The sequence below is a fragment of the Citrobacter sp. Cb028 genome (assembly GCF_030336705.1).
In the GTDB taxonomy this organism is placed as follows: Bacteria; Pseudomonadota; Gammaproteobacteria; order Enterobacterales; family Enterobacteriaceae; genus Citrobacter; species Citrobacter braakii.
Genome location: NZ_JAOWCZ010000034.1, coordinates 1453030 through 1466806, shown reverse-complemented (window position 1 = coordinate 1466806; position 13777 = coordinate 1453030). Strand labels below are relative to the sequence as shown.

The 13777-nt window shown below is 52.1% G+C and carries 12 protein-coding genes; 6 read left to right on the top strand and 6 right to left on the bottom strand.

What is annotated here, in order from left to right:
- Window position 1: 1 nt before the first annotated feature.
- Entirely contained in the window at window positions 2-1309 is a 1308-nt protein-coding gene (locus tag OGV75_RS16690) for an SrfA family protein (RefSeq protein ID WP_200103929.1), read from the bottom strand.
- A gap of 282 nt (window positions 1310-1591) precedes the next feature.
- Here OGV75_RS16690 and OGV75_RS16685 point away from each other — a divergent pair, with 282 nt between their 5' ends.
- Window positions 1592-3190 carry an ABC transporter substrate-binding protein gene (locus tag OGV75_RS16685; RefSeq protein ID WP_016156573.1) on the top strand — a complete coding sequence of 533 codons (1599 nt, stop codon included), beginning with the start codon at window positions 1592-1594 and terminating at the stop codon, window positions 3188-3190.
- A 17-nt stretch (window positions 3191-3207) separates the two neighbouring features.
- Entirely contained in the window at window positions 3208-3441 is a 234-nt protein-coding gene (locus OGV75_RS16680; protein ID WP_016153143.1) for a YdcY family protein, read from the top strand.
- A 66-nt stretch (window positions 3442-3507) separates the two neighbouring features.
- On the opposite strand, the gene OGV75_RS16675 is transcribed toward OGV75_RS16680, so the two are convergent.
- Both OGV75_RS16675 and OGV75_RS16670 read right to left on the bottom strand, forming a co-directional pair.
- Window positions 3508-3957 carry a DMT family transporter gene (locus tag OGV75_RS16675; RefSeq protein WP_200047874.1) on the bottom strand — a complete coding sequence of 150 codons (450 nt, stop codon included), beginning with the start codon at window positions 3955-3957 and terminating at the stop codon, window positions 3508-3510.
- On the bottom strand, window positions 3954-4472 hold the full coding sequence (locus OGV75_RS16670; RefSeq protein ID WP_047358131.1) for a GNAT family N-acetyltransferase: 519 nt from the start codon (window positions 4470-4472) through the stop codon (window positions 3954-3956). The genes OGV75_RS16675 and OGV75_RS16670 overlap by 4 nt, the downstream gene beginning before the upstream one ends.
- Before the next feature lie 37 nt (window positions 4473-4509).
- Between OGV75_RS16670 and OGV75_RS16665 the strand changes: the two genes are divergently transcribed.
- Window positions 4510-5085 (top strand): helix-turn-helix domain-containing protein, encoded by a 576-nt coding sequence (locus OGV75_RS16665; protein ID WP_286480920.1) that lies wholly within the window; start codon window positions 4510-4512, stop codon window positions 5083-5085.
- A 58-nt stretch (window positions 5086-5143) separates the two neighbouring features.
- Window positions 5144-6181: an NADPH-dependent curcumin/dihydrocurcumin reductase gene (gene curA / locus OGV75_RS16660; protein ID WP_046275592.1), complete on the top strand. Its 1038-nt coding sequence runs from the start codon at window positions 5144-5146 to the stop codon at window positions 6179-6181.
- A gap of 30 nt (window positions 6182-6211) precedes the next feature.
- Here the strand turns inward: curA and pqqU are convergent, their stop codons facing one another.
- On the bottom strand, window positions 6212-8323 hold the full coding sequence (gene pqqU, locus OGV75_RS16655; protein WP_286480919.1) for a TonB-dependent receptor PqqU: 2112 nt from the start codon (window positions 8321-8323) through the stop codon (window positions 6212-6214).
- 260 nt (window positions 8324-8583) lie between these two features.
- On the opposite strand from pqqU, the gene yncE reads away from it, so the two are divergent.
- Complete coding sequence (gene yncE / locus OGV75_RS16650) at window positions 8584-9645, top strand: 7-bladed beta-propeller protein YncE (RefSeq protein ID WP_046275590.1); 1062 nt, start codon at window positions 8584-8586, stop codon at window positions 9643-9645.
- Window positions 9646-9781: 136 nt separating this feature from the next.
- Window positions 9782-10003, top strand: coding sequence for a YgdI/YgdR family lipoprotein (locus tag OGV75_RS16645; protein WP_003020157.1), 222 nt, complete (start codon window positions 9782-9784; stop codon window positions 10001-10003).
- Between the two features lie 41 nt (window positions 10004-10044).
- On the opposite strand, the gene ansP is transcribed toward OGV75_RS16645, so the two are convergent.
- Complete coding sequence (gene ansP / locus OGV75_RS16640; RefSeq protein WP_047358134.1) at window positions 10045-11487, bottom strand: L-asparagine permease; 1443 nt, start codon at window positions 11485-11487, stop codon at window positions 10045-10047.
- Window positions 11488-11767: 280 nt separating this feature from the next.
- Window positions 11768-13309, bottom strand: a complete 1542-nt coding sequence (locus tag OGV75_RS16635) for a methyl-accepting chemotaxis protein (protein ID WP_286480917.1) — start codon at window positions 13307-13309, stop codon at window positions 11768-11770.
- Window positions 13310-13777: the final 468 nt, after the last annotated feature.

Here is a 13777-nt window from a genome sequence, read left to right as displayed (position 1 = left end):
ATCAGGCACCTATCTTTTTGATCGTCAGAGGGATTTCCGCGTGATCGTCATAACGTGCGGTACAGGCGGCGACGTCATTGGTTCCCGCTTTGCAGGTAATTTCCGGCATCGGATAACGTGACCCGTCCGTACAACGGGCATTCCCGCGACTCTTAATCATTAATTCACCTGACTGATGCAAACCGGAGAAAATCTCGGCACGACAAACAATATTGTCGCCATGAACCACGCGCGCCGTGCCTTTATTGGCCTGGATCTGATAGCGCAGCGACGGCGCTTTACCGCTAACCGGATCTTTAACATCAACCATTACGCGCCAGTTACCGTTGAGAAAACGCGTCGTTCCTGCCTTCATCTGGTTGGCATCCATCACCAGCGCATCTTTTGGAATCGCGGCGATCACGACCGGTCCCTCGACAGGTTTTTCTTTTTTCGCAGCCGGAACCACTTCAGCCCGATGCAGCGGCAGTGCAGATGTCAGTTCTGGCAGCGGTGCTATATCTGACTTAGCGACGTCTGCAGGGGGAACAGCGGGTACGGGCGGGGTGGGCTGTTGCTTCCACAGCAGCGGCCCAACCATGGCTGCAATGATCACCGCGGCAACGGGCAGGCTCCACAGCGGCAGGCGGCGTGCGGGTTTCTTCTGTGCGAGCGGCGGCGAGACTTCAGGTTCGTTAACAACGACCGGGGGTTGTGGTTCAGGTTCAGCCGGTTTAGGTAGCTCAACCACTGGAGTCAACAAAGGCGCCTCGGCCTCGGCGAAGGTGATTTGGGCAGTGATTTCCTCTTCCGGCTCAGGCTCCGCTACGGTGACGACCGGAGGAATATCGGCAAGGCGCAGGCAATCGAGCACATCGTCGCGAGGATTTTCATTCAGATTGACGAAACCCCAGAACGTAATAACGGGTTTACCTTCAACCAGAAACACGTGATTCTCACCAGGAAACTGGATGGCTTTTTCCAGCAGTGAGCCAAACAGTTGCAGGGAGGTTTTACCCGATTGCAGACTTTTACGGCTCAGCGCCGCCGCATTTTCCAGCGTGCTTCCCAGATAGCGCAGCGCACGAAAACGGGCCTCTTCATCAGCGGCTTTCCATGCAACGGCTTTCCCTTCAATCGGCGAATACCAGTCAACGCGATCGCCGTTGTCGTTAATTTGTGGGATCGCCAGACAATCCACCATCGCCTGCTGTTTACGCAGGCGAAGCGTTTCACGAATTTGCAATGCTGAATCAAACACGGCCTGACCACCGCCGCCCACGGCCTGATAGTCATCCAAATTGCCGCTGCGCAAGAGAGTTTTTGCCACGTTGTTACCCCTTAGACTTCTTCACGTATCTACTTTACGTTTTATAAAAACGAGCAAACGGTGGAAGAGAGGCAAAAAGGGGCGAATTTTCATGGCATAGAGTGCCGGGAAAAATCTTGACGTTTTGAAAAAGACTTAAGGGAAATTAATTCGCTTAGGGTGATGAATTATTCAGCGAAATACACCGGATTAGAATAACCTGATAGTGATTTGTTATTGGTCAGTTTTTGTCAGCTATGCTCTGATATCCCGGTTAATAATAAAATAAGAAGGCTTATAACCATGATTGCAAGGAAAACGTTACTCGCGCTGGCGCTCAGCGCCGTCTTACCATCAGGCGCGGCGTTCGCGGCCAATACTGACACTCTCATTTACTGCTCAGAAGCGTCGCCAGAGTCATTTAACCCGCAAATCGCCAGTTCCGGTCCATCGTTTGTAGCCAGCTCACAGGTGCTCTACAACCGACTCATCAACTTTGATCCGGTAAAAAATACGCCAGTTCCGTCTCTGGCAACGGACTGGACGATTTCGCCGGACGGTAAGACCTACACTTTTACCCTGCGTCAGGGCGTGAAATTCAACAGTAATAAATTCTTCAAACCAACCCGTGACTTCAACGCTGATGACGTGGTTTTCTCGGTATTACGACAGAAAGATGCCGATCATCCATACCACAAAATTTCTCAGGGAAGCTACGAATACTTCAACGATGTCGGTCTGGATAAACTGATTAAAGAAGTGAAGAAGGTCGATGATTATCATGTTCAGTTTATCCTTAATGAACCTAACGCCGCGTTTCTTGCCGACTGGGGAATGGATTTTGCCTCCATCCTCTCTGCGGAATATGCCGACGTGATGCTGAAAAAAGGCACTCCGGAAAACGTCGATAACTGGCCAATTGGCACCGGGCCATACGTGCTGCAGCAGTACAAGCAGGATTCGCAAATCCGCTATCTCGCCAACCCCAACTACTGGGACGGCGCCGTCCCCACGAAGCACCTGATCTTCTCAATCACGCCAAACGTTCAGACCCGATTGGCGAAACTGCAAACCAATGAATGCCAGATAATTCCGGCGCCTGCGCCCGTACAGTTTGACGAGATTAAGAAGAATAAAGATTTGACGCTGCATTCGGTTGAAGCGCTGAACGTCGGCTATCTGGCGTTTAATACCGAGAAAAAACCGTTTGATAACGTGCTGGTGCGTCAGGCGCTTAACTACGCGACAGACAAAAAGGCCATTATTAACGCCGTCTTTTTAGGTTCCGGTACGGTGGCAAAATCGCCAATTCCGCCGAATATGTTGGGGTTCAATAAAGATCTGCAGGATTACGCTTATGACCCGCAAAAAGCGAAAGATCTGCTGAAACAGGCGGGACTGGAAAACGGCTTTGAAGCGACGCTGTGGTCAATGCCGGTTCAGCGCCCATACAACCCGAACTCCCGACGGATTGCCGAGATGATCCAAAGCGACTGGGCGAAGGTTGGCGTGAAGGCGAAAATTGTGTCGTACGAGTGGGGCGAATATCTCTCCGGAATGCGTAAAGGTGAGCATGACACCGCGTTGTTCGGTTGGATGTCAGACAACGGCGATCCGGACAACTTCGCCGATGTACTGCTGGGTTGTGACAGCATTAAAACCGGATCTAACGCCGCGCGCTGGTGCGATAAAGAGTATAATTCGCTGGTTCAAAAGGCGAAACTGGTGAGTAAACCGGAAGAACGCGCCGCGCTTTACCAGCAGTCGCAAGAGATTTTCTACCAGCAGGCTCCGTGGATTGCGTTGGCAAACGGGAAAACGTTTTACGCGACGCGCAGCAACGTCAGCGGATACAGCGTTAGCCTGATGGGCAGCGATTTTTCAAAAGCAAAATTAAATTAATGAGTTAAGGAGAGGTTATGTCGCATCTGGATGAGGTCAGCGCACGTGTTGATGCCGCCATTGAAGAGAGCGTCATTACGCATATGAATGAATTGCTGATTGAACTCAGCGATGATGTCGTGCTGAGCCGGGAAGAACGTTACACCCAGCAACAGCGTTTGCGTACGGCTATCGCACATCATGGCCGTCAGCATAAAGAGGATATGGAAACCCGTCGCGAACAGTTGACCAAAGGCGGCACAATCCTTTAATTCGTTGTGGCCAGATGGCGAAGTAACATCTTATCCGGCCTGCATGTTCAGGCCGGATAAGCGCAATTAAAACGAACGTCTCGCCACCAGCCAGGCCCCAACGACCAGCAGCACCGCGCCGCAGACCGGCCCCACCAACGCCCGCAGCGGCACGCCATGACTGCGCAGAATATCCAGCACCAGTCCGCCGATTAACTGGCTGGCCACCAGCACCGCGATAGTGGTTGCTGCACCCACATTTTGGTATCCACTGATGCTGGCAAAAACAAAGAACGATCCCAGCAAGCCAGGGATTAGCGTCCACCAGCGCACGCTGGAAACCAGTTCCCCAAACCCCGCCATACCTTGCTTAAACCACAGTATGCTGACAAACAGCACGATCCCGACCAGCGAGTTAAGTAACATGGCGATGAGAATCGTCGAGGACGTATGCGTGATGCGTACCATCAAGGTATTTTGCACCACCAGACCAATACCTGCGGCAATCAGAAAGGAGAGGGTTAGCGTCTGGTTCATCTGCTGGCATCCGGTTCGCGGCGATCGTCTAACTGCAACTGCATAAAAGTCAGATCCAGCCAGCGCCCAAATTTCGTGCCAACCTGTGGCATTTGCGCGGTGGTTTTAAAACCCAGCGTGCTGTGCAGATGCAGCGACGCCTGATTATGAGACTCAATGCCCGCAACCATCACATGCTTGCCGCACGCGCGGGCTTCTTCTATTAACCTGCTGAGCAGCGCTCGTCCCAGACCTTTACCCTGATGAGCAGGATGGACATACACCGAATGTTCAACGGTATGACGGAATCCATCAAAGTTACGCCAGTCGCCAAAGGAGGCGTACCCTGTAATCACGCCATTCTCTTCACTCACCAGCACCGGATAGCCCATCAACTGGCGGGCTTGATACCATGAGATACGGTTTTCGGCATCGACCGTTTGATCGTTCCAGATAGCCGCCGTATGCAGTACCGCGTGGTTGTAGATTTCTGCAATGGCGGCACAGTCTTCTTTGCTGGCAAATCGAATGGACATGTTGAACCTCAGGGATTGTTCACTATAGTATTACAATATGAATACTATTGAAGACAGCATAAATCAACGGATCGGTGCAAGAATTCGCATTGAGCGGGAGTCTCGAGGGTGGTCTCTGACGGAACTCGCTGAACGCGCAGGCGTGTCGCGGGCGATGATCCATAAAATAGAGCGCGGTGAGAGCAGCCCAACGGCCACGCTGCTGGGCAGGCTCTCCGGTGCCTTTGGTATCAGCATGTCTATGCTGATAGCGCGGGCCGAAATGCAGGAGGGCAAGCTGCTGCGCTTCGCTGATCAGCCTGTCTGGCACGACCCGCAAAGCCACTATCTGCGCCGCCACGTTTCACCGCGCAGCGATCTGCCTATTGATCTGGTGCAGATAGAATTGCCCGCCGGAAGCGATATCCCGATGCCAGCCTCTTCCTACGTGCAGGCAAGACAACTTATCTGGCTACAGCAGGGGGAATTGGTCTTTGTGGAAGGGAACGTGCGTCATGAAATGCGGGCTGGCGATTGCCTGGAGCTTGGTCCGCCGAATGATTGTCGGTTTATCAATGAAACCGCACAACCCTGCGTTTACCTGGTTGTGCGGTTAAATCATGTCGTCAGCTAACTGGCGGGCACAGGCTGCTACTATTGATGGAATCATGCCAAAAGCAGAGGAGCACATCATGGGTCAACAGACTAATCGCAATCGCCGCTGGGTACTGGCTTCCCGCCCGCATGGCGCGCCGGTCCCGGAAAACTTCCGTCTTGAAGACGATGAGGTGGCAACGCCGGGTGAAGGCCAGGTTTTACTGCGCACCATTTTTCTTTCCCTCGATCCCTACATGCGTGGACGCATGAGCGATGAGCCGTCTTACTCCCCGCCGGTAGAGATTGGCGGCGTGATGGTTGGCGGGACCGTGAGTCGCGTGGTGTCATCCAACCATCCTGATTACCAGCCAGGCGAGTGGGTGCTGAGCTACAGCGGCTGGCAGGACTATGACATCTCCGACGGTAACGGGCTGGTGAAGCTTGGCGATAATCCTGAACATCCCTCCTGGGCGCTGGGAGTGATGGGGATGCCAGGGTTTACTGCTTATATGGGGCTGCTGGATATTGGTCAGCCAAAAGCAGGGGAAACGCTGGTTGTGGCCGCCGCCACCGGCCCGGTTGGCGCAACGGTAGGGCAGATTGGTAAGCTCAAAGGCTGCCGGGTGATCGGGGTTGCAGGCGGGGCAGAGAAATGCCGACATGCCACCGAGGTATTAGGCTTTGATGTCTGCCTCGATCACCATGCGCAAGATTTTGCGCAACAGCTGGCAAAAGCCTGTCCGCAGGGGATCGATATTTACTACGAAAACGTCGGCGGCAAGGTATTTGACGCCGTTCTGCCATTACTCAATACCTCTGCGCGCATTCCGCTGTGCGGACTGGTCAGCGGTTACAACGCCACAACACTTCCTGGCGGACCCGATAGATTACCTTTGCTGATGGCAACGCTGCTGAAAAAGCGAATCCGGATGCAGGGCTTTATCATTGGTCAGGATTATGGTCACCGCATTCAGGAGTTTCAGCGGGAGATGGGGCGCTGGGTTAAAGAGGGCAAAATCCATTACCGCGAGCAAATCACCGACGGTCTGGAAAATGCGCCGCAGACCTTTATCGGCCTGCTGACCGGCAAAAACTTCGGTAAAGTGGTGATTCGTCTTGCAGACGATGCGTAAAACGGATGGCGGGAGTCATTCCCGCCAGTGTTACTCAAAACGCCAGGCCAGATTAATCCCTACGCCATAGTTTCGTCCTGGCGCCGGTTCGTAATATCGACCATTTGCCTCATTCACTATCACCGAACCGACGTAGGACTTATCAAACAGATTATCCACCCGACCGAACAGGTCGATCATCAGACTGCGATAATAAAATTTATAGCCGGTATTTAAACCCACTACGGTATAGGACGGGGCTTGCGCCGTATTTTCATCATTGGCCATAATGTTGCTCATATAACGAACATCAGTTCCCGCATACCAACCTTCATCAGGCACGTAGCCCAGCGAAGCAAATCCCATGTTTTGCGCAATGCCAGGCAGGCGGTTGCCGTTGCAGTTTTGATCGCCACAGACGTTGCTGCGGTAGGTCGCATCCAGCCAGGTCCATGCAGCTTTTACGCGCCAGCTTGCGGCAAAGCGTTGGTCCCAGGATAACTCACCTCCCTGACGGCGGGTTTTTCCAGCGTTTTTGTAGGTTGTCCGCCCGCCGCTACTGCTGTCAACCACGATCTCGTCATCGGTATCGGTCTGGAATAGCGCTGCGGTAAACAGCCCATCGCCGATACGCGTTTTACTGCCGATTTCCACGGTATCGTTTGTGGAAGGCTGTAGGTCAAAATTCATCCCACTTTGGCCGTCGGAGCGGTAAGACAACTCGTTGATGGTGGGCGTTTCGAACCCACGTCCCGCGGCCAGGTAGACGTTCCAGGCATCGGTGATGGCGTATTTTAACGATCCGGCAGGTAACCACTGGTGATAGCTGGCGTCACCGCTGTCATCTGCGTTACCGGGCGTAATATAGCGATCGTTAGAATCAAACCACACCGAACTGTAGCGAACCCCGGCATCCAGCGAGAGTTTCTGCGTTAATTGCCACTGGGTTTGCAGATAGGGATCGACATTCCACATCAGGTTACGTTCGTTACGTCGTAAGTCGCCTTTCTGACCATATTCTGGCACGCCATCATCAAGGCGAAAGTTGTTATAGCCTTTACGGTTTTCGCTCATGTTTTCGTAATTCAGACCGGTGGTGAAGGTCACGGGTACGCCCAGCTCGCCACGGTGAGTCCAGCGGTTGTCTATCCCCTGATAATGACGTTGCAGGGTAATAACGCCTCCGGCATGAGAGGGTTTTAACTGCGGGGCCATCGGGATCGACTGATACTGAGTGGTTTCACGCTCGCCCGCATAAGTCATGATGCTGATATCATCCTTCGCGCTAAGCTGGCGTTCATAGCGCAACCCCGCCTGGGTCTGCTTGATGGTTTTTCGCGTGTTGTATTGCTCAGCGCGGGGAGATTGCTGCGGATTGGCCTGCCACTCCGACTCGGTAAGACCACCAGGATCGTCAGCTTTACTCTCTACGCTATTGAAAATCAGGGTTAGTTTGCTCGTATCGTCCATGCGCACGCCCAGTTTGGCATTGGCCAGATTTTTTTGTGCGCTGCTGCGATCGCGATAACCATGGGTAGTAAACCGGGTTGTTGAAACGGTGTAATCCACATCCCCTCGCTGTGTACCATCTCCCAGTGCGCCCGTTGCTTTTAACCCGTAGCGCCAACTGCCAAAACTGCCGTAATAACTGCTGGCTTCAATGGTTGGCGGCTCATGTCCCGTTTCAGTGCTGACATTCATCACTCCACCAGACGCATTGCCATACAGAGCAGAGAAGGGGCCGCGTAAAACCTCAATATTTTGTACGCTGCTGATATCAATATTGGATGCTTGACCCTGCCCATCCGGCATGGTTGCCGGGATCCCGTCGACATACAAACGAATGCCGCGGATGCCATAAGTGGTTCGCGAACCAAATCCGCGAATCGACAACTGGAGATCCTGAGCGTAGTTCTGCCGATTTTGCACCTGTAGCCCAGGGACGCTGGTCAGGGATTCAGACAGGTTAATTCGCGGCGTTGCCAGACGCATATCTTCTCCGTCAACGACGCTGACGGCGGCAGGGGTGTCCAGTTCAGAAACGGACTGTGGTGTCGCGCTAACGATCAGCGTTTGATCACTTTCTGCCACGGCATAAGGCGAGAGGAAGACAGGCAGTAAAGAAACAGGAAGTGCAGTGTAGCGGAATGCAAAAATCGTCATGAACAAGGCCAGTTAATGATGCTTACGCCGTAATACCGGCGATAAGCGCGTGAATTTTTTTATAAAAGATGAATTTCAGCGCTGCTGGATTGCGCTAGTTTTTCGGGCAATGACAACGATTGTAGTCAATATGTAAAGAAGTGCTCCACTTTGAGATGAATAATGATTACTATTCTCATTCTTAAAAAAGGCAAAACCATGATTTTGCTCATTGAAGCTATGTGAAGCAGTAACAAACGAATTTATCAAAGGGAGTCGTCATGTCTTTACGTCATCTGTTTTCGCCGCGTCTGCGTGGTTCTTTACTGTTAGGTTCACTGCTCGTTGCATCATCTTTTACTACGCAGGCTGCAGAAGAACTGCTGCGCAAAGCCGTGGGCAAAGGCGCCTATGAAATGGCATACAGCCAGCAAGAGAACGCGCTGTGGCTGGCGACCTCGCAGAGCCGCAAACTGGATACCGGCGGGGTGGTTTACCGTCTTGACCCGGTCACCCTCGAAGTGACTCAGGTTATTCATAACGATCTCAAACCGTTTGGCGCCACCATCAACAACGCCACGCAAACGCTGTGGTTCGGCAACACGGTAAACAGCGCGGTGACGGCAATGGATGCCAAAACGGGCGCGGTGAAAGGACGTCTGGTGCTGGATGCGCGTAAGCGTTCCGAAGACGTTCGCCCACTGCAGCCGCGTGAGCTGGTCGCCGATGACGCCACCAACACGGTATACATTAGCGGTATTGGTAAAGAGAGCGTGATTTGGGTGGTGGACGGTGATGCCATTACATTGAAGGACACCATTCAAAATACCGGCAAAATGAGCACCGCTCTGGCTGTCGACAGCAAGGCTAAACGCCTGTACACCGCCAATGCGGACGGTGAATTCATCACCATCGATACCACCACCAACAAAATTCTCAGCCGTAAAAAGCTGCTGGATGATGGAAAAGAGCATTTCTTCATCAACCTGAGCCTGGACACGGCGGGCAACCGCGCCTTTGTCACCGACTCTAAAGCGGCGGAAGTGCTGGTAATCGACACCCGTAATGGCAACGTCCTGGCAAAAGTCGCCGCGCCGGAATCCCTGGCCGTGCTGTTTAACCCGGCGCGTAACGAGGCCTACGTGACCCATCGTCAGGCCGGCAAAGTGAGCGTGATCGACGCGAAAAGCTATAAAGTCGTTAAAACGTTCGAGACCCCAACATTCCCGAATAGCCTGGCGCTCTCCGCCGACGGTAAAACCCTGTACGTGAGCGTGAAACAGAAGTCCACCCGCGAGCAGGAAGCCACCCAGCCGGACGATGTTATTCGTATTGCGCTGTAATTAACCGGAGGGGGAAACCCCTCCTGTCACTTCTGTAAATCCCCCGATACGCCTCGTTACACCCCGCCAGTAGCCTGACCTACTTCAGGGACTTACACTACGCCCTCAACGGCTAACTGAATAACACGGGAATACCATGAAAAAGCCATTTATCTGTCTTTGTGCAGGCGTAATGCTGTTTACATTGGCAGGATGCACCACCGATTACGTCATGACGACCAAAAGCGGACAAACCATCACCACCCAGGGTAAGCCAAAACTGGATAAAGACACGGGAATGACCAGCTATACCGATCAGGATGGGAATGCGCGGGAAATTAACAGCAACGACGTAGCGCAGTTGATTGAAGCGAACTAAAAAAGAAGGCCTGAAGGATTAACCTGTCAGGCCTTCTGCCGTTATGGCGCGGTGCGGTGGATCTCTGCAACGCGTTTACGCACGCCGAACCAGCCCGCGACCAGCAGGATGGCAATCAGCGGTAATGACGCGATGGTATAGGTGCCGTTTGGATAGTCAAACGCCATCAATACCAGTACGCTCACCAGGAACAGCAGCGTTAACCACGAGGTAAACGGTGCGCCCGGCAGTTTAAAGCTGACGTCTGCCGTTTTACCTTCTTTTATGGCCCGGCGCAGACGCATCTGACAGACCATGATAAATCCCCACGACGCAATAATGCCCAATGACGCGAAGTTCAACACGATCTCAAACACCTGTGACGGCACCAGATAGTTCAGGAATACCCCGACGACATACACGACCAGCGTGGCGAGGATCCCGGCCCAGGGCACCTGTTGACGGCTCATTTTAGCCATGAATTTCGGTGCCGAACCGCCCATCGACATGGAGCGTAAAATACGCCCGGTGCAGTACAGCCCTGAGTTAAGGCTGGAAAGCGCCGCGGTGAGCACCACAATATTCATGATACTGCCAATGTACGGCACGCCCAGTTTGGAAAAGAAGGTCACAAACGGGCTTTGCCCCGCCTGATAGGCGTTCCAGGGCAGTAGCAGAACCAGCAGCACGACAGAACCCACATAAAACAGACCAATACGCCAGATAACGCTATTGATTGCTTTCGGCACCATCGTTTGCGGATCTTTGCACTCACCGGCGGCGGTACCCACCAGTTCAATAGAGGCAAAGGCGAAAACCACACCCTGTACCAGTACCAGCGCAGGCAACAGGCCATGCGGGAAGAAGCCGCCGTTGTCGGTAATCAGGTGAAAACCCGTGGCGTTACCATCCAGCGGCTTTCCGGTACCTAAAAAAACGGTACCCACCACCAGGAAGATCACAATTGCCAGTACCTTAACCAGCGCAAACCAAAACTCCATCTCCGCGAACCACTTCACGCCGATCATGTTCATGGTACCGACAATAGCCAGCGCGCCGAGGGCGAACACCCACTGCGGCACGTCGCCAAATGCGCCCCAGTAGTGCATATACAACGCCACCGCGGTGATATCGACAATGCCGGTCATCGCCCAGTTGATGAAGTACATCCAGCCAGCCACATAGGCGGCTTTCTCACCTAAAAATTCACGGGCGTAGGAAACGAAGCTACCGCTGGAAGGGCGATGTAAAACCAGTTCGCCGAGCGCGCGCAGTATAAAGAACGAAAAAATACCGCATACCAGATAGACCAGCGCCAAAGCCGGGCCGGCCATCTGCAGGCGTGCGCCTGCCCCTAAAAACAACCCGGTACCAATTGCGCCGCCAATGGCGATCATTTGTACCTGTCGATTGCCCATCGCTTTGTGATACCCCTCTTCGTGAGCATTCAACCAGCGTCGTTTCGCCGCATGTTGTTCCGCGGCTTGCGTGTTGTTTGTGTTCATTACGATTCCTGTTGACCTGACAAAAATACAACATCCTTTTTGCCGCACCTGCTGCGGCGAAAACAGCCTTACCCTTCATTGTGTTACGGGGGAAAACTGCCGGCCGAGCATCCTACATTCAATTGATTGGTTCCGCAAAGCCCCGGTAACAAGAATTCAGCATTTTTATGCAGCCGGTACTGGCGCGGTGTGGCCTCGATTCAGCCAATAAAGGAGAAGGGCGTTTATACCTGTAGAGGAGTGCGCTTATCGAGACATTCACCCAATAAGCGCCGTAACGTTATGCCGATACGCCAAAGACCTGAACGGCCTGCTGTAAGCGTGATGAACGCTGGGTCAGATCGGCGGTGGCGTCGGTGACGCGCTCCACCATCTCGGCATTATTGTGTGTCATGGTGCCAACGCGTGAAATTGAATCGTTAATCAGATCCAAAGCCTGGGTTTGCTCACGCGTGGCCAGACTAATGTCTTTGATCATCATCGACATCTGCAGTACATCCCCAATCATCCCGGTGAGATGCGTTTCTGTTTGCTCCACCATTTTGACGCCGCTATTAACATTGGCGACGTTCTTCTCAATAAGCTGTTTGATCTCTTTTGCCGCAGACGCCGAGTGTTGGGCCAGATTGCGGACTTCTGCCGCGACAACGGCGAAGCCACGCCCGGATTCCCCGGCTCGCGCGGCTTCAACCGCGGCATTGAGCGCCAGAATATTGGTCTGAAAGGCAATGCTGTCGATCACGCCAATGATGTCAACGATCTGCCCGTTGTCACGCGATATCGCCTGCATCATGGCGATAGTTTGTTTCATGATATCGCCGCCTTCTGCAGCGTTGGCGCTGGTTTTATCGGCCATGGTCATGGTATGTGCTGCCGTCTCAGCGGTTTGTTGTACCGCGCTACCAATTTCTTCAATGGCCGCAGCGGTTTGTTGCAGGTCGGCAGAGGTTTCTTCTGAACGCTGATGCAGCGCCGTACCTTCTTTTGACACCCGCTGACTGATAGCGCGAATACCGGAAATTTGCGTACTGACGTCATCGACCAGAGAATTCAGATTAAGCCCGGACTGATTAACCAGTCGCATTAGCATTCCGATCTCATCCACCCGATTTAAATGACAGTTATCAGGTTTACGACCGGACACCACTTTCTTCATTTGCGTCAGGAGCGTATTAACTGGCTGACAAATTTGATACTTAAGGTAAATAGCTAACGCCAGAAATAACACCAGCAAGCCACCCGACTCAATAAATGGATTAAACGGTGCGAAGATAAATAGCAAAGCGAGCAGGGCCGTCACCCCTAAAGAATAATTGACGCGCTGGCTGATATTCAGCCATTTAAACATGGAAGTCCATGCCAATAAGCCGCGACGAATGATAATCCCTTTAAAAAGTCGAAAGCCTTTAAACTGCTGACTATTCATTTTTTGGTATAAACTTTCGCTGTGAGTTATTTCATCACGCGAAGGAACGGTACGCACTGAGATGTAACCGGTGAGTTTTTCATTGTGCCAGACCGGCGTAACGTTGGCGCGAACCCAGTAATGGTCACCATTTTGGCGGCGGTTTTTCACCATACCCGTCCAGCTGTCTCCCTGCTGTAGCGTGTACCACATATCGGCGAATGCAGCGGGAGGCATGTCAGGATGGCGAATAATATTATGCGCTTCGCCCATTAATTGATCTTCGTTAAATCCGCTGGCATCGATAAAAGCAGAGTTAGCGTAGGTAATATGACTTTCTTTATCCGTCGTTGAAAGCAGCGTCGCTTTGTCGTTAAGTGCGTGCTCAATTTGTGTAACGGGCATGTTACTTTTCATAGAGGCCCCATAATGATATGTATAATCCATACAAAAATCCCCGCAATAAAATCGGGAGGAATATTAAAAAGCCGTTTTAAACCGTTTTAATAAGAAACGCTGCATTCTCTACTAATCATCATTTCTGTGGAAGTATTTAAATTAAAAAATCTCTGTGGAATATTCATTCAGGGTCATAAAACTGAAACATTTTATACAACCGCATAACGTTTTAAGTCATTTAACCTGACTTAACGTAAATCGCGTTAAAAAACGTTTTCGCAAAAAGAAAACTGGCATGAAATGATTTGGATGTTATTCCCGTGAGACCAACGACCCTATTATATTTTGTAGGCCATACATTCCGCGTGTTTTCAGTTTCGTGTTCCGACCAGTACAAGGCGATCCGAATTTTAACCCTGACAGCGTCAGGGCTGGTTATCTACTTTTTAGCTGAGCAAATGTGAATTAAATGTTTCTGCATGGTTA

Excerpts from the sequence above, each read along its gene's own strand:
- OGV75_RS16680 (WP_016153143.1), top strand. The coding sequence starts at position 3,208 with ATGTCGCATCTGGATGAGGTCAGCGCACGTGTTGATGCCGCCATTGAA.
- OGV75_RS16635 (WP_286480917.1), bottom strand. The coding sequence starts at position 13,309 with ATGAAAAGTAACATGCCCGTTACACAAATTGAGCACGCACTTAACGAC.
- ansP (WP_047358134.1), bottom strand. The coding sequence starts at position 11,487 with ATGAACACAAACAACACGCAAGCCGCGGAACAACATGCGGCGAAACGA.
- OGV75_RS16685 (WP_016156573.1), top strand. The coding sequence starts at position 1,592 with ATGATTGCAAGGAAAACGTTACTCGCGCTGGCGCTCAGCGCCGTCTTA.
- pqqU (WP_286480919.1), bottom strand. The coding sequence starts at position 8,323 with ATGACGATTTTTGCATTCCGCTACACTGCACTTCCTGTTTCTTTACTG.
- OGV75_RS16645 (WP_003020157.1), top strand. The coding sequence starts at position 9,782 with ATGAAAAAGCCATTTATCTGTCTTTGTGCAGGCGTAATGCTGTTTACA.
- OGV75_RS16670 (WP_047358131.1), bottom strand. The coding sequence starts at position 4,472 with ATGTCCATTCGATTTGCCAGCAAAGAAGACTGTGCCGCCATTGCAGAA.
- curA (WP_046275592.1), top strand. The coding sequence starts at position 5,144 with ATGGGTCAACAGACTAATCGCAATCGCCGCTGGGTACTGGCTTCCCGC.
- OGV75_RS16675 (WP_200047874.1), bottom strand. The coding sequence starts at position 3,957 with ATGAACCAGACGCTAACCCTCTCCTTTCTGATTGCCGCAGGTATTGGT.
- OGV75_RS16665 (WP_286480920.1), top strand. The coding sequence starts at position 4,510 with ATGAATACTATTGAAGACAGCATAAATCAACGGATCGGTGCAAGAATT.
- yncE (WP_046275590.1), top strand. The coding sequence starts at position 8,584 with ATGTCTTTACGTCATCTGTTTTCGCCGCGTCTGCGTGGTTCTTTACTG.